This is a genomic window from Exiguobacterium sp. s145, assembly GCF_018618835.1.
Taxonomy (GTDB): domain Bacteria; phylum Bacillota; class Bacilli; order Exiguobacteriales; family Exiguobacteriaceae; genus Exiguobacterium_A; species Exiguobacterium_A artemiae.
Genome location: NZ_JACSMV010000007.1, coordinates 50,065 through 71,357 on the forward strand (window position 1 = coordinate 50,065; position 21,293 = coordinate 71,357).

A 21,293-nucleotide genomic window follows, 5' to 3' on the forward strand; every position below is an offset into this window, starting at 1 on the left:
CGCTTAATACTCGTCGTCGCGGAATCCAAGTTCACGCAATTGACCGGCTTTATTGCGCCAGTCTTTTTGAACTTTCACCCACAGGTTCAAGTAAACTTTCGTTCCGAGTAACATCTCGATATCCGTCCGGGCTTCTGAACCGATTTCTTTTAACAGGGCACCGCGTTTTCCGATGATGATTCCTTTTTGTGAATCCCGTTCGATCAAAATGGTTGCGTGAATATCGACCATATTGCCATCTTCACGTGTCTTGATTTGATCAATCGCGACAGCAATCGAGTGCGGTACTTCGTCACGTGTCTTTTGCAGGACTTTCTCCCGAATCATTTCTGAAATGATGAAACGTTCCGGGTGATCAGTGATCTGATCCGCCGGATAATACATCGGACCTTCCGGTAAAATCTTCGAGATTTCTTGTAGCAATGGTTCGACGTTATTACCTTGAAGAGCAGAAATCGGAACGACTGCTGCGAAGTTCAATTCATTTTGATACGATTCGATGATCGGCGGAATATCATTCGGATGAATCAAGTCAACCTTGTTCATGACAAGGATGATCGGTGTATCCAAATCCTTTAACTTCTCAATGATGAATTCGTCGCCTTTTCCTTTCGGCTCCGTCACATTGATCATAAAGAGAATCGCGTCGACTTCGCGTAACGCATTCGTCGCGACTTTCATCATGAAGTCTCCGAGTTTATGTTTCGGTTTATGAATTCCCGGTGTATCGATGAAAATCGTTTGCACGTCATCTGTCGTATAGACACCCTGAATCTTATTCCGTGTCGTTTGTGGCTTATCCGACATGATGGCGATTTTTTGTCCGATGACTCGGTTTAAGAACGTCGATTTCCCAACGTTTGGACGACCGATAATCGAAACGAATCCTGATTTAAATCCTTCTTTAAACATGAAGATCTCCCTTCGTAAATGCACCCGGTAAGAGCGCACCAACCGTCGTTTCCGTGACGTCACCCGTCAGGTTCGTCAAGTAAACCGGCATATCCGCGTCACACATTTCAAACAATACTTGACGGCATTGGCCGCACGGTGCGACAGGTCCTTCTGTATCGGCTACGACAGCCATCGCTGCGTACTCCCGTGCATCTTGTGCCCACGCTGAGAAGATTGCTGTCCGCTCAGCACAGTTGCAAAGACCATATGCTGCATTTTCGATATTACAGCCATGGAAAACCTGTCCGTCTTTCGTGAGCAGAGCTGCTCCGACTTGGAACTTTGAATATGGAACATACGCTTTTTCGCGTGCGATTTTAGCTTGTTCGAGTAATTGTTCTGTTTTCATGTCATTTTTCCCCTTTTAGGAACGGTATTGGCCTAAAAAGGCCGGATTCTTATTGTACCAAATATGGAACGAAGATGCATAGTGCAATCGCAACTGATGTAAGCGCCAACACAAGAACTGCTCCGCTTGCGATATCCTTTGCCGCTTTTGCAAGCGGGTGCCATTCTTCCGTAACGAGATCGACAGTCCGCTCAAAGGCGGTATTGAACATTTCCGCACTGAGAACCGCACCGATCGTTAAACATAAAATCGCCCGTTCCATCCATGTCAGCGGTAAATACAGGGCAACCGCCAAGACAATCAGTCCAATCGTAAAATGGACTTTCATATGCCGTTCTTCCTTCACCGCCTGACGAATCCCGTTCATCGCATGGGTGAAAGGTAACCACCACGTCTTCACAATTTTCCTCGGTACAGTTCAAAGTGATGCAGGATTTCCTCCTGACGCTTCGTCATGATGTCTTCATCTGCTTTTTCGATATGGTCGTAACCGAGAAGATGCAGGAAGCCGTGAACAGCGAGAAATCCAAGTTCCCGTTCAAAATGATTCCCGTATTCCGCAGCCTGCTCACGGCAGCGTTCCACTGAAATGATCAGATCGCCGAGAACAACAGGCTCATCTTCAAGCAATTCAAAATCAATCTCGTCTTCTCCGAGCTCATCCATCGCAAACGAGATGACATCCGTCGCTTGATCTTTCCCGCGCCATTCCCGATTGATTTGCTGAATCTCATCATTCGTCACGAACGTGACGGATAGCTCACTGTTTGCTTCAATCTTTTCTTCTGTTGCCGTATAGACTAAAATCGCTTCCACTAATTTCAGTTGTTCTTCCGTCAACAATTTGCCTTCATCAGTCATGTAAATATTCATTTGAGTTCCTCTTTCTTTAATTCAGGATATTCAATCCGTTCATGGAATAACCCGGATAACGTATGGCAGGCACTCTCACCGACCCGGTAAATATCACGTGTCGTCATTTCACAGTCCGAAAATTGATCATCGAGCAGTTTTTCACGGATGATTTTTTTGACCAGTTCCTGAATCCCTGATTCCGTTGGAGACTTCATGGACCGGACCGCCGCCTCGATGGAATCGACAATCATGATCACGGCCGCTTCACGTGTTTGCGGTTTCGGGCCTGAGTACCGGAAGTCCGCTTCATTGACTTCCCCTTGTTCTGTTGCCTTGACGTAAAAATAACGGAGTAAGGACGTTCCGTGATGTTCCCGGCAAATATCGACAATAACACTCGGTATTTTTGCTTCTTCAAGCAATTCCACGCCGTCATCGGTATGGGCAAGAATGACTCGGGCGGATTCGGGCGGCGTCAGACGGTCATGCGGATTGAGACCATGCTGATTTTCAATGAAATAGAGCGGACGCCGCGTTTTTCCTAAATCATGATAATATGCACCGACCCGTGCGAGCAAGCCGTCAGCGCCGATTGCTTCACATGCCGTCTCGGCAAGATTCGCGACCATCATGCTGTGATGATAGGTTCCTGGAGCCTCGACCAATAATTTTTTCAGCAGAGGATGGGTCGGATTTAATAATTCCAACAAACGTGTCGGGGCTAAAATACCGAACGTCATCTCAAGGAACGGCAATAATCCGATTGCCAAGATGGCACTGAAAACACCGCTGGCAACGGCAAATCCTATTAAAACCGACGTCTCTTTTACTTCCAACTGTCCACTGCGCATGAGTACAAAAGCGAGGAAAACAGCTACGTTCGCTAAAGCAATCGTCAAACTGCTGACGAAAATCCGCCGGCGTGACAAGCTCGAACGCAGGAAGTAGGTCGCCACCAGTCCACCGACCAATAAGTAAATCGCAATGTTAAAACTGAAATTCTGATTCGTGCTGTAGAAAAAAGTTCCTGCCAGTGCCATGAACAGGGTACTCGATAATGCAATCCGCTCATTTAATAAGTTGCGTAACACTAATGCCGAAAATGCTGTCGGCGTAAGCAAATAAAGCGCCGGATTGATATCATCCGCCAAGAAGGCCATTCCGTACGTCACGACGAGTTGCAAAATAACAACTAAATAAACCAAACTGAATAATTTCACTTTACCCATCTTTGCATAACGTAAGTTGGAGCGACTGATGAATCCAAATAACAGCAACGTCATCAGCGCACTGACAATCAACGTTCCGAACAGAGGCTTCAGTGATTGACGATCAGAAATCAGACCAACGAGTTGCAATTGGCGGTAGGCATCCTGGGAAATGACTTCCCCCCGTTTGACGATGACTTCTCCTTCGGAAATCAAGACCGGCTCCACCTTATCACTTGTTTGCTTCCGCAACTGTTCTGTTTTCGCTGGATCGTAAACATAATTCGTCACGATTAATTGATCCGTCAATGTTTTTCCGACAGCCTTCATTGAAAACGACAAGGCAGACCGTTCAATATCGAGCCGCGCATTTTCCCGTGCTTCCGCCACTTCACCGCCATCGGAAGAAATCCGTTGACGCATCGCTTCCTCAATCGCTGTGATTACGACATCGCGTGTCGTCGTCCGTACAGACGAAGAGGATGTCGCAAGCAATCGTAATTCATCGTCTTGCAGTAAATCTGCAGCTTCCGTTCCGCGAAGACGTTGTTTGATCTGACCGATGTCTTCTGCTTTTTTGATTCCTTTGAGACTTGCAAAAAGCTGTTCGACTTTATCAATTTGTTGTGCCGCGTATTCCTGCTTAATCGTATACTGACTGTCAATCGCGGCTACCGTGTTTTCCTTTAGTAACCGGGTTGCTTCTCGATCCTCCATCGTCAACGGCGATCGAATATCTTCTTCTGCAATCGAAAATGGAGCTACTGCCAAGGCTTCAGGCCGGACACTGACATACATCATCGTCGACACGATGATGTAAAATGCCAGTGTCAGCAGACTGATCCACATACCTACTCTGCGCATCCGCTCGTCTCCTTTCCACTTCAAGACTCACCTGTTGCGCTTTAATCGAGTTCATGACTGTACGCATCAATGATTTTCCGAACAAGTGGATGCCGGACGACATCAGCCGAGCTAAAGTGTTCAAAATGAATTCCCCGGACATGTCCAAGAAGATTCAGCGCTTCTTGTAAACCGGACGCTTTTCCGCGCGGTAAATCAACCTGCGTCAAATCACCCGTGACAATCATCTTCGAGTGAAAACCGAGTCGCGTCAAAAACATTTTCATTTGTTCTCTTGTCGTATTTTGAGCTTCATCCAAAATGACAAACGCGTGTTCAAGCGTCCGTCCGCGCATATAAGCGAGCGGCGCAATTTCAATCACGCCCCGCTCCAACAAACGGGCTGTGTGTTCCACGCCGAGCACGTCATGTAGTGCATCATAGAGCGGACGTAAATACGGATCAACTTTTTCCTTTAAGTCTCCCGGCAAAAACCCAAGATTCTCCCCTGCTTCAACAGCAGGTCGTGTTAAAACCAAACGTTTGACGTAACCTTCTTTTAAGGCCTTTGCCGCCATGACGACCGCCAAATAGGTCTTGCCGGTTCCGGCCGGTCCGATCCCGAACGTCAAATCGCACTTTTCAATTCCCCGGACATAACGGGCTTGTCCCAGTGTTTTGGCCCGGAGCGGTTTCCCTTTATGGTTCGTATGAATGACCGTATCGTATAATTCGAGCAATTCATCGACCCGGTCTTGTCGTGCCAGTTGAATGGCGCTTGTTGCGTCACGTTCCGTCAAGACGGCTCCCCGATCAACCAGTTGTTTTAAGACACCGACGACCTGTTTCGCTAACACGACAGACCGTTCTTCTTCTGCCTGCGCCAACAATTCATCACCGCGGTGGGTGAGTTGGACTTCAAGCTCCGCTTCCATCGTTTTTAGTACGGCATCGTTCGGTCCTACGAATGCTTGAATCTGTTCTGAATTCGAAAATACGAATGGGATTCTTTCATTGAATATCACGTTATGATTGGCCTCCTAATGATGGATAACAGTACGTCATCTCTACAAATCTGTTCTAGTCCACTTTATCATTTAAGCAGAATAGATGGAAAGAAAAACCCATCCTTTAAGCGTGTTTTCCTCATTTTAACTGCTTCTTTTACCTGACCGAACATGCTTCGGATTTTTTCCTGCTGCGTATCTAAAAAAAAGGTCAGCTCTCATTGTAAACGAGAGCCAACCTTTACTTTAACGATGTGGAGATTTTGAAGACCGTTTCGAAACCGGCGGACCCAGGACTTCACTCCAGATCATCGCCTGGCGAATTTCTTCTTGTGACGTCTGCATTCCTTTTTTCCGGTTACGTCGTTTGCCAATTTCACCGCTCGCAATACTGCCTGTTATCTGACCAATGTTTGATTTAGACTGTTTTTGTGCTTTCACACGATCCCGTTCATCCAAACGCTGTTGCAATTCGGTTCGTTGATGCTTAACCGGTTGCTCCGGCTTTGACTGCTTCCGTTTAATCGGAGGTGGCACATCCCGATCTTCCGGAAGTCGTGTTTCCACTTGGTCAACCATTTTCTTGACATAGTCCCCAAATTCTTTTGAAGGGACACGTGTCGTCGAGCTGGACTTTTTCTGATCAGACGCCTTCGAGATAACCGAAATCACACCAAAGGCAACCATCAGTCCGACCCAAATTAAGCTCCCCATCTAAATCACCCTTTTATTGTGTGTCGTTCGGCGAAGATTGACCACCAATCGCTTGACGCATCTTCGTATCAGCCGTCACGTTCAAATAGTTGGCGTAATCCATTACGCTGAAGTTGCCGTCACGTAATGCCTCGGCAATCGCAAGTGGAACTTCCGCTTCTGCCGCAACGACTTTCGCACGCATTTCTTCGACACGTGATTTCATCTCTTGTTCGCTTGCAATCGCCATCGCCCGACGTTCTTCCGCTTTCGCTTGGGCGATGTTTTTGTCAGCTTCCGCCTGATCCGTCTGAAGCACGGCACCGATATTTTTGCCGATATCGACGTCCGCGATATCGATCGAGAGGATTTCGAATGCTGTTCCTGAATCAAGTCCTTTTGCGAGGACCGTCCGGGAAATCATTTCCGGATTTTCAAGGACTTCTTTTTGATCTTGACATGAACCGATCGTCGAGATGACACCCTCACCAACACGGGCGATGACGGTTTCTTCCCCTGCACCACCGACAAGACGGTCGATGTTGGCACGTACGGTAATCCGTGCTTTTGCTTTCACTTCAATCCCGTTCATGGCAACACCGGCAATGAATGGGGTTTCGATGACTTTCGGATTAACGGACATCTGGACGGCTTCAAGCACGTTCCGACCTGCTAAATCAATGGCTGCCGCACGTTCGAAACTGAGTTCGATGTTGGCACGGTGTGCCGCAATCAAGGCGTTAACGACACGGTCGACGTTACCACCGGCAAGATAGTGACTTTCCAATTGGTTTGTATTGAGGTTGATGCCGGCTTTGACTGCTTTAATCAACGGATTAACAATTTTTGACGGTGTAACACGACGAAGCCGCATTCCGACCAATGTAAAGATAGAGACACGGACTCCGGCTGCAAGTGAACTGATCCAGAGCGGGATCGGGACAAGTGTAAAGAAGATAGCGAGGAAAATAAGTATTCCTCCCGTTATGAGTAGAACGGTCAATAGTTCGGGTGTCATGTGAGTGACTCCTCCTTCGTTTTTTGGACTCGGACGATGACTCGTCCGTGTGTGACGTCTTGCACGACGACTTGCTCGCCGGAATTAATGAAATTGCCTTCCGTGACCGCATCGACGCGATTCCCATCAATTTCAATCGTTCCTGCCGGGCGAAGCTGCGTTAAACTGATTCCGACCTTGCCACGCAGTTGTTCTTTATCTTGATGAGAAAGATATCCTTTTTCCGACGATGTGGAATCTGTCAAAATCAAACCTCGCCATAATAATGATTGATTTGATTTGATCCGGCGATATGCCCAAAATCCGGCAGCGAGTGATAAAAAGACTGCCAAACCGACCGCTAGACCGACTTGACCGACCGTCGCACCTGCCATGATCAAACTGGCAAGGACTGCACCGATGCCAAGGACACCGAATATGCCGAACCCTGTCACGAATATTTCGACCAGCAACATGAGGACACCGATCATGAAGACCGCTAAAATCATCCCTAAGCTAAAAGACATTACTTCGTTCACCCCTTTTTCATCAGAATCAGACGACAACATGTTTCATCTTTCTGAACATGGCTCATTGTTACTTTTATTATATACGCTTTCATCTGAGAAAAGGTTTCATAACTTTTACCAATTTTCGAATTTTTCCGATTTTATCTCATGAAAAAAAGGCATCCCGGAGGACGCCTTTCAAAACGGGTTAATGTAGTTGTTGTTTAACAAGGCGATTAATTAGAGCACCGTCCGCTTTACCCTTAAGTTGCGGCATGACGACACCCATTACTTTCCCCATATCAGAAGGAGCTGAGGCACCCGTCTTCGCAATGGCTGCGTTGACGATTTCCTGAACTTCTTCTTCCGAAAGTTGTTTTGGCATATAAGCTTCGAGCACGATTATCTCTGCTTGAATCTTCTCGACGAGGTCGTGACGATCAGCGCGTTCGAATTCTCGGAGGGAGTCGTTGCGCTGTTTCATCTCACGTGAGAGTATAGTTAGCTCTTCCTCATCAGTTAATTCTTGCTTACCGAGTTTAATCGCTTCATTTTGCAGGGACGACTTCACCATCCGAATCGTCGTAAGACGATCTTTCTCACGCGAACGCATGGCTTCCTTCATATCCACTGTCAAACGCTCTTGAAGACTCATGAGGATACACCCTCTCTTACGTTAGAACTTCTTACGCTTACGCGCAGCCTCCGATTTAAGCTTACGTTTTACACTTGGCTTTTCGTAGTGTTTACGTTTACGAACTTCAGCAAGCGTACCATCTTTTGAAACACCACGTTTGAAGCGACGAAGTGCGTCTTCAAGTGATTCATTTTTACGTACACGAGTTTCCACTAGTTTTCCCTCCCTCCGATATTACCGACTAAAGGAAACGTGTCAGACACGTCATACAACATTATAGTAGGAATATACAAAATGGTCAATAGTTGATTAACCGGTTTTGCTTCACTCCTGATATGTTCCTTTTTGTTCTTTTCTATAGTCTCATGTTGCTTCCGTATTTACAACAAATTCATGATTATTCAACGAAAAAATTCGAAATATTTTGTAAGCGTTTTCTAATTTTTCATGAAATGTTTTGTCAAAATGGGGAATGATGTGTCAAAATAGACACAGTTATCTGAAAAAGGAGTTGTTCTGATATGAAAGAAGCCAAACGAATTATTTTCGGATTGATTCTCGGAGTCATCCTCGGAATCATTCTCGCTTTGTTACCAGACAAATCGATCTATGAAGGATTGAATAAGTATGCACTTCAACCAATCGGAACGATTTTCCTCAACCTGATTAAGATGCTCGTCGTCCCGATCGTCTTCTTCTCGATCTCCCTTGGTGTCATGGGACTCGGAAATCCAAAAGAACTGGGTCGCGTCGGCGGAAAAGCCATTACGTATTTCATGACGACGACCGCTGTCGCCATCGTCATCGCTCTTGGTTTGTCATTACTGATCAAACCGGGTACGTTCGGGAACTTTGCGACAGACAACTTGAAGTATGATCAAGGCAACTTACCGGATACGAGTTTGATCAATACGATCGTCGGGATGTTCCCGACCAATCCGATCACGTCGATGGCAGAAGGCAATATGCTGCAAATTATCGTCTTCAGTGTCTTCATCGGTTTCGGGATCACATTCCTCGGCAACAAGGTCTCGACATTACGTTCATTCATCGAACAGGGAAATGATTTGATGACATATTTGATCGGACTTGTCATGAAGATGGCCCCGCTCGGCGCATTTGCATTGATTGCTTCCGCCGTCGGTGCACAAGGGTTTGATTCCTTAAAGGCAATGGGGCTCTACATGGCAGTCGTTATCCTGGCTTTGATTGTCCACTCCCTGTTGACGTACGGTTCGACCGTCTCACTGCTCGGAAAAATGAATCCGTTTTTCTTCTTCAAAAAGTTTGCGCCGGTCATGCTGTTCGCCTTCTCGACTTCGTCGTCGAATGCAACGCTACCGGTCGCGATGCAGACTGCACAGCGTGAACTGAAAGTACCGCGTTCCGTCTCAAGTTTCGTCCAACCGCTCGGCGCGACGATCAACATGGATGGTACAGCGATCATGCAGGGAGTCGCAACGGTCTTTATCGCTCAAGTTTATGATATCAGCTTGTCTCCGGCACAACTGGCAACCGTCGTCCTGACTGCCGTTCTCGCGTCCGTCGGAACAGCCGGCGTACCGGGTGTCGGGCTTGTCATGCTGACGATGGTGCTTCAGTCCGTCAATCTGCCTGTCGAAGGGATTGCCTTAATCATCGGGGTTGATCGTCTGCTTGATATGATGCGGACTGCGGTCAATATCACAGGTGACGCCGCTTGTGCAGTCATTGTCGCCAAATCAGAAGAAGGTAACCTGAGTGAAGAAGAGGAAGAAGACGAGCGTTACGCTTAACGTTTCCTCGATAAAAAAACGCGTCGCCTCCGTGAATCATTCACAGGGGCGGCGCGTTTTTGTGTTGATTATTTTTTTAAGACATACGAGCTGAGCGGATCAACCGTCACACTGCCCGAGACTTTTTTCAGTGTTTTCATTCCGGCAGTTTTCCCGTCGACGATGACACTCCATGTTCCTTTTGGTAACGTCATCTTGACAGCTTGACGTTTCGCATTATGAACGACGTAAAGATCCGTTTTTTGTTGGGGGGCATCGTCTGATAATTGATACGCCACCACTTGCTCCGGTACATCTTTAAACGTCAGGTAACGTCGGATGTCTTTTGCTGTCCCTAAATGAAGAACAGGGTTCGCTTTACGGACTTGAATCAGTCCTTTCATGTAATCGACGTCGGCTTGACGGTCCATTTTGCGTTTCCAGTCGAGCTGGTTGACAGCATCCGGTGATTTGTATGAATTATGATCGCCGCCTTTTGTCCGCATGAAATCTTGACCGGCATGAATAAATGTCGTGCCTTGTGAAGTCAGCAGAATGCTTGACGCCAAGCGGTGCATCTTGGTTTTCGTCGCATCCGTATCATTCGGATTCGTTAAGTTCAGCTTGTCCCACAGCGTGTGGTTATCGTGAGCTTCGACATACGTGATTGCTTGGTTCGGTTCTGCTGCGAAGCCGGTGATGTCTTTGTTGTACGCAATCTCACCGACGATTCCGCGTTTGATCCGTGTTTCAAGACCTGTTTTCCCGTTGATGAAACCGGCATCCGTGTCTTCAAAGACACTTCCTTTCAGTGCATCACGCAAGTTATCGTTGAAGTGAGCGATACCCGGCATCTGTTTGGCATTCGTCTGGTTGGCTTTGTCGGCTTCCGGAAGCGGTGTTCCGAGACTCCAGCCTTCTCCGAAGACAAGGATTGACGGATCAATTTTTGTCGTCGTTTTTTTGACGGCATTCATCGTCTTCACGTCATGAATCCCCATTAAATCAAATCGGAATCCGTCCCAACGGTATTCTTTTGCCCAGTAGCCGACAGAATCGACAATCAGTTTATGCATCATTTTCCGTTCAGAAGCGGTATCGTTTCCGACACCTGTGCCGTTGGCGAGATCGCCGCCTTCCGTATAACGGTAGTAGTAACCCGGCACGATTTTATCGAGGTTTGATGCTTTCGCGTCAAACATATGATTGTAGACCACATCCATGACGGCGCGGAGTCCGTTATCATGTAGCCCTTGAATCATTTGTTTCATTTCTTTGATCCGGACTTTCGGATCGTACGGATTCGTTGAATAAGAGCCTTCCGGTGCATTGTAGTTTTTCGGATCATATCCCCAGTTGTATGTTTTGAGCGGATTCGTCTCGTCGACAGAAGCCGTATTGAAATCATAGACTGGAATGAACTGGACATGTGTGATGCCGAGCTCCTTCAAATGATCGAGTCCCGTTTTCGTCTTTGTTTTCTTACCGTCTTTCATCAGACGTGTTCCCGGCTCGACGACACCAAGATACTTCCCTTTTTGCTCGATACCTGAATCATACGTATCTCCCGTGACGTCAAACATCGACAGGTCACGGACGTGTGTCTCGTAAATGATGGCGTCTGTCGCTTGTTTCAGCGGCATTTTTGTTTTTGTCCAGCGTTTCGGGTTCGTCTCTCTCAAATCGACGACGACGCCTTGATCTCCGTTGACCGCCACAGCTGTCGCGTACGGATCGACGGCCCGTGTCGTTTCTTTGGCGTGCTTGACTTCATAGGTGTAGCCTGTTCCGTCGAGGTCACCTTTGACTGTGATGCTGAAGACACCGCGGTCACCGCGGACCATCTTCACTTCACGGACGATATCCTTCGTTGTGGCTGCTTGTTTTTTCGGCAATTTGTAAAGTTCCAGTTCAACGGACTGCGCAGTCGGTGCCCAGACGCGGAATGTCGTTTTGCCTTTTTGATACGCCGTACCGAGTTTACCGTCGTACGCATATTTTTTGTCAAAAGCATCAGACCGCAATACTTTTCCTGCTTCTAAAATCCCTTCCCCGAATACCGGGTGTGAGACCGTGACGACATTTGCTAAATCAATATCCGACGCGACAGTCACGTGTAACGTCTTCGCGTCCACTTGTGTGACAACCGGATTGACCAGACCTTTGAATGTCAGCGTTTTTACATCTTCTGCTGCGATCGGTGAATTCGTTTTTAATGTCATCGTCTTAAAATCGTCTGCCAGGAAACTAGTAAACTTTGGTGTCCGATCGATGTCCGGTTGGCTGTAATAAACGGTTTGATCGCCTTCAATCAACCAGATATCCTTGGCTCCCGCGTAGTAAAAACGATCAGCCCCGTCTTTTTCCGACCATCCTTCGATGTGAGGAATGATTCCGACGAGACGTTCCTTCGTCGTATTCGTCAAGGTGACGTTTGCTACAGCTCCAAACGCATCTTGTCCGTCAAATTCAAATCGTTTTCCGTCCTGCGCATTCGGCCATGCCCACACCCCGTACTTGTCGTAGTCATTGTCATAGCGGTAATAATGAATGTTCGTGTTGACGGACTCAACGTCACTGCCGCCTGTTGGATTGACCGGTGAAACGTCTTTGCTGCCTGATTCAATCCAGACTTCCGCCACACCGTCTTTGATCATGTCTTTTGTAATGAAGCGGTCGTTTTCTGACCCCGCATCTTTGTTCCAGGAATCATCGCGGACGATAAAACCGATTTTTTCCGGCTGATCCACCGGAAATTCGTAAGCGGCAATTTTCCCGTATGCATCTTGTCCGTTAAAGGCATGTGCTTTATTCGGGAAGTAATCCGGTCCATTTGCCCATAACCAGAGATTCCAATCTTTTGGTGCTGTTTTATCTTCCTTGTAGTGAATGATGACGAGTGTCGACTTCCCTTTTTCCAGTGCCAAACCGTTTACCGGGAATAAACTAAAGATCAGTGCAAACGTTAGCACAACTGCACAGACTGATTTCCATCGATTCATGCCGTATCCTCCTTGGATTTATGTAATCGTTTTCATTTCCATTCTCCATTCGTTCGACTTATCTGTCAAAGCTTATTTTAGTTCACTAAAGAAAATAAGACTTTTGGACCAACAGCGACAAATAACAATAAAAAAAGAGAATGGCATGTCCGCCACCCTCCCACTGCTCATTTTGCTTGTTGATCCGTAATTTCATGGATTGTTTGTTTCGTGGCTTGCATCGAGTGATCCGAAGCAAAGAAGTACCAGACTCCGTCACTGGCGATATACCCTTCTCCTTCAAGTTTCAGCGGCTTCAACCGCTCGAATCCCGACTGATTTTCCTGTGTGAGTTGGGCTGCTTCGGAAAACGTGATGTTTGTATTGAAATTGTTTTTCAGGACCCGGCTGACCTCTTCTAAGTTCGTCAGGATATCCGGTCCGGCAAGTTTCATACCGACGGCTTCAAGTACCTGACGTTGCCGGATTTGCCGGCCCATATCACCGAGCGGATCCTGCTTTCGCATTCGCGCGTATCCGCTCGCCTCGAGTCCGTCCAGTTTGATTTCCCCTTCCGCATAGTCCTTTTGTAAGCGTCGATCGTTCCAACTAAATGCGGACGGGTTATCCACGGTGACTCCGCCGACGGCATCCACAAGTTCAATCAGACCTTCCATATTGATTTTGGCATAGTACGGAATCTTGACATCAAATGTCTGTTCGACGGTTTCAATCGTCTCTTCCACCCCGCCATACGCATAGGTATGATTGATTTTCGTCCTTGCCCCATCTTTTAGTGTCACCTGCATGTCCCGTGGAATGGACAGCGACGTCGCCTGTTTTGTTTTCGGGTTAAACGATAATAACATGATCGCATCCGCCCGCCCCGGATCGTTTTTCCGTTCATCGACGCCAATCAGCAAGACATTGGCCGGTCGCATCGTTTCAAGCGGGAGCTTCTCTTTTCCTTTCAGCGGTGTAATGAAACCATCTGCTGTTTGTTGCAAGCGCAAAAAAGCATATCCTGTCGTGCCGCTCGCAATCAGGATGACGGCCAGTAACAAGGCACTGATCATACGCCAGCCGACCGAGGGCCGTTTTTTTCTTACACGTGATCTCACGGGGATACCTCCTATAGTTTCTGCTGATACGTCTTCATCAGTCCGGCAATATTGGAATTGTGTAAAAAGAGAACCGCATCAACGTTCTGTTGCTTCGCGAACTCGGAAGCATCAAAGTCTTTGTTGACGTACCGGACATCCACCACTTCGAGATTTGCGCTCCTCGCGAGAAACGGCAGGACGGGATTGGCAAACGAGTCCTTAAGGACAAGTAATTTAGGACCCTTCGTCTTTGAAGTCATCGATAAAATTCCATGATTACCGCGCATGAACACTTCATATCGATCGGCATAATCGCCCTCTTCCTTAATAAATTTTTCATCAATCAACGGCTGTCCGCATGTGTTGTCATAACAGACATCGATTCCTTTAAACTGATCCGCACCATAGTATTCAATCGTGTCACCTGTGCTTGCATATGCCAGTGTCGTCTTGCGTGCAAGGGATCCGAAGTACGGATGTTCCGAAGACCGTTTCGACCCGGGGTTCACTTCGACCTTTTTTAAGGCCGGTTCTGTTTTTCCGATGGTCCGCACAATCTCGTCATATGCTTGATAGGCACCGTCTATATTCCAGTGATGATCCGTTTTAAAATAATCGGACAACTGTAAACGGTCCAGTGAAATTGATGTGATGCCCGCTTTTGTAAAGCCGGCCTGCATCGTCTTATGCCGCTGTATTGCATTCGACGCGACATAATCCGGAATGATTCCATCGCGTTCCGCGACGACGGTTTTCGACGGTGCCAGGGCAAAGTAGACCGGACGGTCGACCTCTTGCGTGAACTGTCGGAAAGCGTCCGGGACGATCGGTTGCGCCGCTTGACTCGGCTCAATCAAGTAACCGTCTTCTGCCGTATAAATGCCGTTACGGAACGGTTGCCGAAGGACATTTTTTGATAATCGGGCCTGCATTTCAACAAACGTACCTCGAAGCAGTAATTGATCAGTGAAATAACTTTCCATCTTCACCATGTCGTCACCCGAAATCACGCCTTGGACGGTCGGTTTGACCGCCTGTGCAAGGGCTCGATTTTCCAGTTGGGAACTGACGCGGTCTTCCCGAAGGATTGTCCCCGCGCCAATCGCCATCAAGATGACGAAAAAACTGATCGTCGTCAGCCACATCATCTTCCGTTCAAAGGATGAGGACGGTTGACCGTCCGCTTTCGGCTTTAATTTGCGTTCGATTGGTTGTGCCATGTCGTCTTCTCCTTTCTAGAAACGGAAATAAATAAAGGGATTAAATGTACTTGCGACGAGTGCCGATGTTGCGAGGAACAACAAGACCATCGCGTATCCATATTGCATCGTATGTCCGACTTTGCCCGATGATTCGACAAATCGTTCACCGATCCGTTTTGGAATCGGGGTCGCAGCAAGACACGACAGCGCTAAAATGACACCATTTTGGACGAGCTGATAACTCGCTCGGTCATCCCACAGCACATCCGGGACGAACATCGCTTGAATGTACGTAATCGCTTCCGGGAACGTTTCCGCCCGGAAAAAGACCCACCCGACCAAAACGAGCACCAGTGTCCATACCGTTGCGAACACGGGAACCCGCGCCAATAATTTCCCGAGAAATGCTTTTTCGAGCATGATCCAGATTCCGTAGTAGACGCCCCAAGCAACAAACGTCCAGCTTGCGCCGTGCCAAAGTCCGGTCAATATCCAGACGATTCCGAGATTGCGATACTGTTTCCATGGCGACACCCGGTTTCCTCCAAGAGGAATGTAAACATAATCCCGGAACCAAGAGCCTAAAGAAATATGCCACCGGCGCCAAAATTCAGAGACTGATTTTGAGATATACGGATAGTTAAAGTTTTCAAGAAAATGAAAGCCAAACATCAACCCCAGTCCAATCGCCATGTCACTGTATCCGGAAAAATCAAAATAAATTTGCAGAGCATAGGCGATGATTCCAATCCAGGCGAGACCCATCGACAGATCTTTCATGTTAAAGATCGTATCCGCGACTTGTCCGCATCCATTCGCTAAAATCAATTTTTTGGATAAACCGATGATAAAGCGACGGACACCTTGTGCAAATTCAGGCAAGGTTTCCCGCCGGTGGTTGATTTCGTCCGCAACCGTCTCATAGCGGACAATCGGACCGGCAATCAACTGCGGAAACAACGCGATGTACAAAGCAAGATTGAGCGGGTTTTTTTGGACCTGTCCCGCTTGACGATACACATCGATGACATAACTCATCGCTTGGAACGTAAAGAAGGAAATTCCGATTGGTAAAACGACTTCCGGGACAAACAGCGTCGTTTGAAACGTCTCGTTGATTGACGTCACAAAAAAACCGCTGTATTTAAACCAGCCGAGCAATCCCAGATTGACGACAATCATACTGAACATGATCCATTTGACACCGATTCGTGTCCGGTACGCGTGGACGGCCAAGGCAAACAGGTAGTTGATCAAAATGCTCGTCAACATCAATAGGACGAATCTCGGTTCACCCCAGGCATAAAAGAAAAGGCTCGCTACCAAGAGCCAGCCGTTCCGAAACGTGCGTGGCAACAAGTGGTAGACAAGCAACACGAACGGTAAAAATAGAAATAAAAAAATCGTCGAACTAAATAACATGATAGGATTCCTCCTGCTTGATCGGAACAAGCCGGTTGACGTGTAACGCCGTCAACCGAACCCGCATGTCCCCTTCGAGTAAAAACTTGAATGCAATTTTAAAATAGTCGGCGCCTTGGACTCGTTTGAATTGTAAGGAACACATTGTTTTTCCGTTTACCGTCAGCCATTCCGTCTCTGAATGCATCCGTTTTTTTTGTCCGTATTGCATTTTGAACACCTGAACGTCGCATGACGATTCCGCTTCCAGCTCGCATGTCAATGTGACGGACTCGGCCTGTCCAAAAGAGGCGTCGGCCCGATACAACTTTGAGGGAGGATATTGAAATCCCTGATCAAACAATTGGATGTACAGCTTATCGGTCGGGTCCGCCTGTTGAAAATCGAACCAAACACCGTCCGCATCTTCTTCGAGCAAAATCTTATCCCGGTTCCCTTGCGGAAAAAACTGATAACTTGCCAGTTCCAATGGACGTGAACTCATACCGGTACCGCGCTTAAAATCGCATCCACAATACGTTCTGCCGCATGACCGTCTCCGTATGGATTCGCCGCTTGTGCCATCGCATCATAGGCAACTTGATCCGTCAGCAACAGGTGACCTGTTTCATAAATACGTTCCGGATCCGTCCCGACAAGCTTCAACGTACCGGCTGCGACACCTTCCGGACGTTCGGTCGTATCACGCAAGACGAGGACCGGCACGCCAAGCGAAGGTGCTTCTTCTTGGATACCTCCAGAATCCGTCAAAATCAGAGTCGCCCGGGCTGCCAAGTTATGAAAATCAAAGACATCGAGCGGTTCAACCAATCGGATGCGTGGATGATAGTTCAACTGTTCCGCTGCCTCGAGGACAATCGGATTCGGATGGACCGGATAGACGATTTCGATATCCGGATGACTGTCCGCCAATCGTTCAACGGCATCAAAAATTTGCGATAATTGCAAGTGATTTTCGCGTCGGTGAACGGTCAACAAAACGAGTTTCCGTCCGCTTGCTGTAAGATCCGTCAACACCGGGTGCGTGTAGTCTTTCGAAACCGTTGTTTTTAACGCGTCGATGACTGTATTTCCCGTCACGATAATCGGACTCTGTTTGTTCTCGAGCCGTAGATTTTCTGCTGCCTGATCGGTCGGTGCAAAATGGTAATCAGCGAGTACACCCGTCAATTGACGATTCATCTCTTCCGGGAATGGGGCATACTTCTGATACGTCCGTAAGCCGGCTTCGACATGACCAACCGGAATCTGTTGGTAAAAAGCCGCAAGTGAAGCCGCGAATGTCGTTGTCGTATCCCCATGGACCAACACCAAATCCGGTTGCTCTTTTTCCAAGACACGACGCATCGCATTTAAAATCCGTGCCGTCATCTCTTCGAGTGTCTGACGTGGACGCATCAAGTCTAAATCATGGTCGGGAACGATCTGAAACAGTTCAAGGACTTGATCGAGCATTTCCCGGTGTTGTGCCGTCACGACGACGATCGGTTTGACCCCTTCTCGTTTTTCCAATGCTTTGACGACAGGCGCCATCTTGATGGCTTCCGGTCTCGTTCCGAACACTAGCATGATTCGTTTCATTCGTTCCATCCCCTATCCGTTATTCATGACGACAATTCAATCGTTTCACCGCGTGCCGAACGCTTGATTTCATCACTTCGTCCTGTTCGTTTTTTCATGACATAATGTGCTGCTTGTTTTTTCGTCAGTTGCTTGTACCAATATAAATATTTGTTATACTCTGCCATCGTTTCCGCTGTCGGTCCAAACATCCGGACTTCTCCATACTCGAGCCAAAGGATTTTTGTACAAAAACTTTTGACTTGATTCAAGGAATGGCTGACAAAAAAGATCGTTTTTCCCTGATCGCGAAACTCCCGCATCTTATCGAGGCATTTTTCCGTAAAGGTTTGGTCACCGACCGACAGTGCTTCATCGATGATCAGGATATCCGGATTGATGTTGATGGAAATGGCAAAACCAAGCCGTGCCCGCATCCCACTTGAATACGTTTTGACGGGTTGATCGATAAAATCCCCGATGTCCGCGAACTCCAGAATTTCCGGTGTAATCGTCTGGATCTGTTTTTTGGTCAGCCCCATCATCAAGCCTTTTAATTCGATGTTGTCCCGCCCGGTCAGCTGATTATTGAGACCACTGGAAATCGCGATTAATGCCGATTTACCGCCAAGTGTCACACGACCGTATGTCGGCGGCGTGACGTTGGCAAGCAAATGCGACAAGGTCGACTTCCCACTCCCGTTGATTCCGACCACACCGACGATTTCGCCTTGTTCGACGGAGAACGAGATATTTTTTAAAGCATAAAACGGTTTACCGCTGACTTTACCGAACAACACTTCTTTTAATTTATCGATCGGGCGTGAATACAGGACGTAACGTTTTGAAACATTCTCGAATACGACGTGACTCATGTTTTTTCCTCCTAGACATAATCAATGAAGTACCGCCGGAACCGCAGATGAACTGCTGCTCCTACCACTAACAAAACGGACGTCACAGTCCAGAAGTATAGACCGTACCAGACGTGATCGAGCAGATAACCGGTCCCAATCAATGCCGAACGGTATCCTTCGATCAAATAGACGAGAGGATTGATCATCAACAATGTCTTAAACAGACTGTGGTCCGGCGGTATCCACATGATGGGCGTCAAGTACATCAACATCCGGATGGCAGACGTCACCATGTTTTGGACATCGCGGATCATGGTCGCAAGGGCCGATAACAACAGAGAAACGGCATACAGGAAAATGACACCAGCAGGTACAATATAGAGCAATTCAAGCGTATGCCAGCCCGGAAAATAGCCGAATGCCATCCCGAGAACAATCGTCAAGGCAATCATGGCAAGATGGCGATAGAACTGCGCCAAGATGACATAGGCCGGGATTGTACTAAGCGGAAAGTGCATTTTCGAGACTAAAGCGACCCGACCGTAAATCGAACGTGAACCACTCGGAATCGTACTGCCGATGAAAAACCAGGCAATCAATCCACTGACCAACCAAAAGACAAATGGAATTCCGTCGACTGGATGGCCGCCGCGGATCCCGAAACCAAACACGACCCAGTACACACCAATTTGCAGGAGTGGCGTCATGATTTCCCAAAACCACCCGAGGTATTGCATGCTGTATAGACTTTTTGTTTCATAAAGTGAAAGGCGAAAGATCAGATAAAAATGATCTTTCAACTCTTTCCCAATTGTATAAATTCCGTTCATATCGCTTTTGCGTCCACTTCCGTCGTGCGATGCGTGTGCAGGTTACCGAAGTTTAAGACTGTCACGTCTTCGAGCGGCTGGACGATTCCTTTCGTATCAAATAAGAGCGGTGTCCGCATCTGATTCGCAAGACGCCGTGAATCAAACTGTTTAAACTCATCATGATCGACTAAAACAAGAGCAAGGTCCGCGTCTCGAATTGCTTCAATTTCGTCCACCAGTTCAAATCGTGACGAAATCGAACGTTCGACGTGCGGATCACAGACCGCAACATCCAGTCCCCGGTCGATCAACTGCTCGATGACATCAACAGCCGGACTCTCCCGCATATCATCCACATTTCCTTTATACGTGACGCCAAAGACAGCAATTTTTGGTCGAACACGCGACGAGACGAGACGCTCGGCCTGTTCAGCAACGAAATGGGGCATGTTGACGTTTGTTTCCCGTGCCGTATGAATGATCCGGGCAAGGGACGGTGCCTTAGCAACGATGAAGTATGGATCCACCGCAAGACAGTGTCCGCCGACACCCGGTCCCGGATGATGTAGATTAACACGCGGGTGCATGTTCGCCATCTCGATTACGTCGAGCACGTTGATCTCGAGTTTGTGACACACTTGCGTCAGTTCATTGGCTAGGGCGATGTTGACATCGCGGAACGTGTTTTCCATCAATTTCGACATCTCTGCCGTCTTCGCATCCGTCTTGACGATTTCGCCTTGAACGAATGTTTTATATACCGCTGCACCTGCATCCGCGCAAGCCAATGTCAATCCGCCGACAATCCGGTTATTGTGAATGAGTTCATGTAAGATTTGTCCCGGAAGCACCCGCTCCGGACAATGAACGACGAAGACGTCTTGACCAATGACGAACCCGGCTGCTTCAATCAATGGTCGGACATGATCATCCATCGTCCGCGGAGCGATTGTTGATTCGACGATGATGACGTTGCCTTTTTGAACGTGCGGCAACATATTCTGAACAGCTGACAGGACATACTTCAAGTCACACGATTTATAGGTGTCATTTAAATTCGGTGTCGGAACAGCAATTAAAAAGACATCTGCGGGTTCCGGTGTCAGTGTTGCCCGAAACTTTCCGTTTGCGACGACACGCTTGATGACATCTTCAAGTCCCGGTTCTTCAATATGAATGTCTCCCGCATTCAACATCTTAACGATGCGCGGGTCGATATCGACCCCGACGACGTCCGTTCCGTGATCTGCAAACATGGCTGAAGAAGGTAATCCAATATATCCGAGTCCGATTGTACAAAGTTTCATTTTGTCATTCCTCCATCTAGTTACGAGTTAGTCCTTCACGTCAGCAAATTACCGACTGTGTCGTGGCTGTAACTAGACCATAACGACAATTGCTTGTGTTTCCAATGGTTCTAACCATCTCTTAAACCATTCTTCACAGACCTTACATTCAAGGCGTTTCCTGTACTTTTTGTAAAGCTTGTAAATAATCAACAAACATTCATCGCATTCGGCAAACAAACAACCGAATCCGGTCACTTCCGC

The 21,293-nt window shown here is 47.6% G+C and carries 21 protein-coding genes; 1 reads left to right on the forward strand and 20 read right to left on the reverse strand.

All coding sequences use genetic code 11. The features are described from left to right. Positions 1–3: 3 nt before the first annotated feature. From era to rpsU, 11 genes are all read right to left on the reverse strand, one after another. Complete coding sequence (era, locus tag KNQ07_RS07885; RefSeq protein WP_012369729.1) at positions 4–912, reverse strand: GTPase Era; 909 nt, start codon at positions 910–912, stop codon at positions 4–6. Continuing rightward, positions 905–1,303, reverse strand: a complete 399-nt coding sequence (locus tag KNQ07_RS07890) for a cytidine deaminase (RefSeq protein WP_012369728.1) — start codon at positions 1,301–1,303, stop codon at positions 905–907. Before KNQ07_RS07890 ends, era begins: the two co-directional genes overlap by 8 nt. 49 nt (positions 1,304–1,352) lie before the next feature. Next, entirely contained in the window at positions 1,353–1,703 is a 351-nt protein-coding gene (locus KNQ07_RS07895; protein ID WP_012369727.1) for a diacylglycerol kinase family protein, read from the reverse strand. Beyond that, entirely contained in the window at positions 1,700–2,176 is a 477-nt protein-coding gene (gene ybeY, locus KNQ07_RS07900; protein ID WP_012369726.1) for an rRNA maturation RNase YbeY, read from the reverse strand. Before ybeY ends, KNQ07_RS07895 begins: the two co-directional genes overlap by 4 nt. Next, positions 2,173–4,230, reverse strand: a complete 2,058-nt coding sequence (locus tag KNQ07_RS07905) for an HD family phosphohydrolase (protein ID WP_214765953.1) — start codon at positions 4,228–4,230, stop codon at positions 2,173–2,175. Before KNQ07_RS07905 ends, ybeY begins: the two co-directional genes overlap by 4 nt. 41 nt (positions 4,231–4,271) lie before the next feature. Beyond that, complete coding sequence (locus KNQ07_RS07910) at positions 4,272–5,234, reverse strand: PhoH family protein (RefSeq protein WP_214765955.1); 963 nt, start codon at positions 5,232–5,234, stop codon at positions 4,272–4,274. A 228-nt stretch (positions 5,235–5,462) separates the two neighbouring features. Further along, positions 5,463–5,930 carry a hypothetical protein gene (locus KNQ07_RS07915; protein ID WP_214765957.1) on the reverse strand — a complete coding sequence of 156 codons (468 nt, stop codon included), beginning with the start codon at positions 5,928–5,930 and terminating at the stop codon, positions 5,463–5,465. Between the two features lie 13 nt (positions 5,931–5,943). Then, a complete protein-coding gene (floA, locus tag KNQ07_RS07920; RefSeq protein WP_012369722.1) occupies positions 5,944–6,927 on the reverse strand; it encodes a flotillin-like protein FloA in 984 nt (327 codons plus the stop codon). Beyond that, positions 6,924–7,433 carry an NfeD family protein gene (locus KNQ07_RS07925; RefSeq protein WP_012369721.1) on the reverse strand — a complete coding sequence of 170 codons (510 nt, stop codon included), beginning with the start codon at positions 7,431–7,433 and terminating at the stop codon, positions 6,924–6,926. Before KNQ07_RS07925 ends, floA begins: the two co-directional genes overlap by 4 nt. A 190-nt stretch (positions 7,434–7,623) precedes the next feature. Then, positions 7,624–8,070, reverse strand: a complete 447-nt coding sequence (locus KNQ07_RS07930) for a GatB/YqeY domain-containing protein (RefSeq protein WP_012369720.1) — start codon at positions 8,068–8,070, stop codon at positions 7,624–7,626. A 21-nt stretch (positions 8,071–8,091) separates the two neighbouring features. Beyond that, positions 8,092–8,265, reverse strand: a complete 174-nt coding sequence (rpsU, locus tag KNQ07_RS07935; protein ID WP_012369719.1) for a 30S ribosomal protein S21 — start codon at positions 8,263–8,265, stop codon at positions 8,092–8,094. A gap of 308 nt (positions 8,266–8,573) precedes the next feature. Here rpsU and KNQ07_RS07940 point away from each other — a divergent pair, with 308 nt between their 5' ends. After that, positions 8,574–9,827 carry a dicarboxylate/amino acid:cation symporter gene (locus KNQ07_RS07940; protein ID WP_214765959.1) on the forward strand — a complete coding sequence of 418 codons (1,254 nt, stop codon included), beginning with the start codon at positions 8,574–8,576 and terminating at the stop codon, positions 9,825–9,827. 68 nt (positions 9,828–9,895) lie between these two features. On the opposite strand, the gene pulA is transcribed toward KNQ07_RS07940, so the two are convergent. From pulA to KNQ07_RS07985, 9 genes are all read right to left on the reverse strand, one after another. Further along, positions 9,896–12,808, reverse strand: a complete 2,913-nt coding sequence (gene pulA / locus KNQ07_RS07945) for a type I pullulanase (RefSeq protein WP_214765961.1) — start codon at positions 12,806–12,808, stop codon at positions 9,896–9,898. A 167-nt stretch (positions 12,809–12,975) separates the two neighbouring features. After that, positions 12,976–13,908 (reverse strand): LCP family protein, encoded by a 933-nt coding sequence (locus tag KNQ07_RS07950; RefSeq protein WP_214765963.1) that lies wholly within the window; start codon positions 13,906–13,908, stop codon positions 12,976–12,978. Positions 13,909–13,919: 11 nt separating this feature from the next. Further along, the gene (locus KNQ07_RS07955; protein WP_214765965.1) at positions 13,920–15,110 is read right to left on the reverse strand and encodes a DHHW family protein; all 1,191 of its coding nucleotides are present in this window, start codon (positions 15,108–15,110) and stop codon (positions 13,920–13,922) included. Between the two features lie 15 nt (positions 15,111–15,125). Next, positions 15,126–16,514: an MBOAT family O-acyltransferase gene (locus KNQ07_RS07960; protein ID WP_214765967.1), complete on the reverse strand. Its 1,389-nt coding sequence runs from the start codon at positions 16,512–16,514 to the stop codon at positions 15,126–15,128. Then, the gene (locus KNQ07_RS07965) at positions 16,504–16,998 is read right to left on the reverse strand and encodes a hypothetical protein (RefSeq protein WP_214765969.1); all 495 of its coding nucleotides are present in this window, start codon (positions 16,996–16,998) and stop codon (positions 16,504–16,506) included. The genes KNQ07_RS07960 and KNQ07_RS07965 overlap by 11 nt, the downstream gene beginning before the upstream one ends. Continuing rightward, positions 16,995–18,104, reverse strand: a complete 1,110-nt coding sequence (wecB, locus tag KNQ07_RS07970; RefSeq protein WP_376778092.1) for a non-hydrolyzing UDP-N-acetylglucosamine 2-epimerase — start codon at positions 18,102–18,104, stop codon at positions 16,995–16,997. Before wecB ends, KNQ07_RS07965 begins: the two co-directional genes overlap by 4 nt. 14 nt (positions 18,105–18,118) lie before the next feature. Then, complete coding sequence (tagH, locus tag KNQ07_RS07975) at positions 18,119–18,949, reverse strand: teichoic acids export ABC transporter ATP-binding subunit TagH (RefSeq protein ID WP_214765973.1); 831 nt, start codon at positions 18,947–18,949, stop codon at positions 18,119–18,121. An 11-nt stretch (positions 18,950–18,960) separates the two neighbouring features. Further along, positions 18,961–19,761, reverse strand: a complete 801-nt coding sequence (locus tag KNQ07_RS07980) for an ABC transporter permease (RefSeq protein ID WP_214765975.1) — start codon at positions 19,759–19,761, stop codon at positions 18,961–18,963. Next, on the reverse strand, positions 19,758–21,050 hold the full coding sequence (locus tag KNQ07_RS07985; protein WP_214765977.1) for a nucleotide sugar dehydrogenase: 1,293 nt from the start codon (positions 21,048–21,050) through the stop codon (positions 19,758–19,760). The genes KNQ07_RS07980 and KNQ07_RS07985 overlap by 4 nt, the downstream gene beginning before the upstream one ends. Positions 21,051–21,293 lie beyond the last annotated feature (243 nt).

Bases quoted from the DNA above. Each gene is read 5' to 3' on its own strand.
- era (WP_012369729.1), bottom strand. From the start codon at position 912: ATGTTTAAAGAAGGATTTAAATCAGGATTCGTTTCGATTATCGGTCGT.
- KNQ07_RS07890 (WP_012369728.1), bottom strand. From the start codon at position 1,303: ATGAAAACAGAACAATTACTCGAACAAGCTAAAATCGCACGCGAAAAA.
- ybeY (WP_012369726.1), bottom strand. From the start codon at position 2,176: ATGAATATTTACATGACTGATGAAGGCAAATTGTTGACGGAAGAACAA.
- KNQ07_RS07905 (WP_214765953.1), bottom strand. From the start codon at position 4,230: ATGCGCAGAGTAGGTATGTGGATCAGTCTGCTGACACTGGCATTTTAC.
- KNQ07_RS07915 (WP_214765957.1), bottom strand. From the start codon at position 5,930: ATGGGGAGCTTAATTTGGGTCGGACTGATGGTTGCCTTTGGTGTGATT.
- floA (WP_012369722.1), bottom strand. From the start codon at position 6,927: ATGACACCCGAACTATTGACCGTTCTACTCATAACGGGAGGAATACTT.
- KNQ07_RS07925 (WP_012369721.1), bottom strand. From the start codon at position 7,433: ATGTCTTTTAGCTTAGGGATGATTTTAGCGGTCTTCATGATCGGTGTC.
- KNQ07_RS07930 (WP_012369720.1), bottom strand. From the start codon at position 8,070: ATGAGTCTTCAAGAGCGTTTGACAGTGGATATGAAGGAAGCCATGCGT.
- KNQ07_RS07940 (WP_214765959.1), top strand. From the start codon at position 8,574: ATGAAAGAAGCCAAACGAATTATTTTCGGATTGATTCTCGGAGTCATC.
- pulA (WP_214765961.1), bottom strand. From the start codon at position 12,808: ATGAATCGATGGAAATCAGTCTGTGCAGTTGTGCTAACGTTTGCACTG.
- KNQ07_RS07955 (WP_214765965.1), bottom strand. From the start codon at position 15,110: ATGGCACAACCAATCGAACGCAAATTAAAGCCGAAAGCGGACGGTCAA.
- KNQ07_RS07960 (WP_214765967.1), bottom strand. From the start codon at position 16,514: ATGTTATTTAGTTCGACGATTTTTTTATTTCTATTTTTACCGTTCGTG.
- KNQ07_RS07965 (WP_214765969.1), bottom strand. From the start codon at position 16,998: ATGAGTTCACGTCCATTGGAACTGGCAAGTTATCAGTTTTTTCCGCAA.
- wecB (WP_376778092.1), bottom strand. From the start codon at position 18,104: ATGGAACGAATGAAACGAATCATGCTAGTGTTCGGAACGAGACCGGAA.
- tagH (WP_214765973.1), bottom strand. From the start codon at position 18,949: ATGAGTCACGTCGTATTCGAGAATGTTTCAAAACGTTACGTCCTGTAT.
- KNQ07_RS07980 (WP_214765975.1), bottom strand. From the start codon at position 19,761: ATGAACGGAATTTATACAATTGGGAAAGAGTTGAAAGATCATTTTTAT.
- KNQ07_RS07985 (WP_214765977.1), bottom strand. From the start codon at position 21,050: ATGAAACTTTGTACAATCGGACTCGGATATATTGGATTACCTTCTTCA.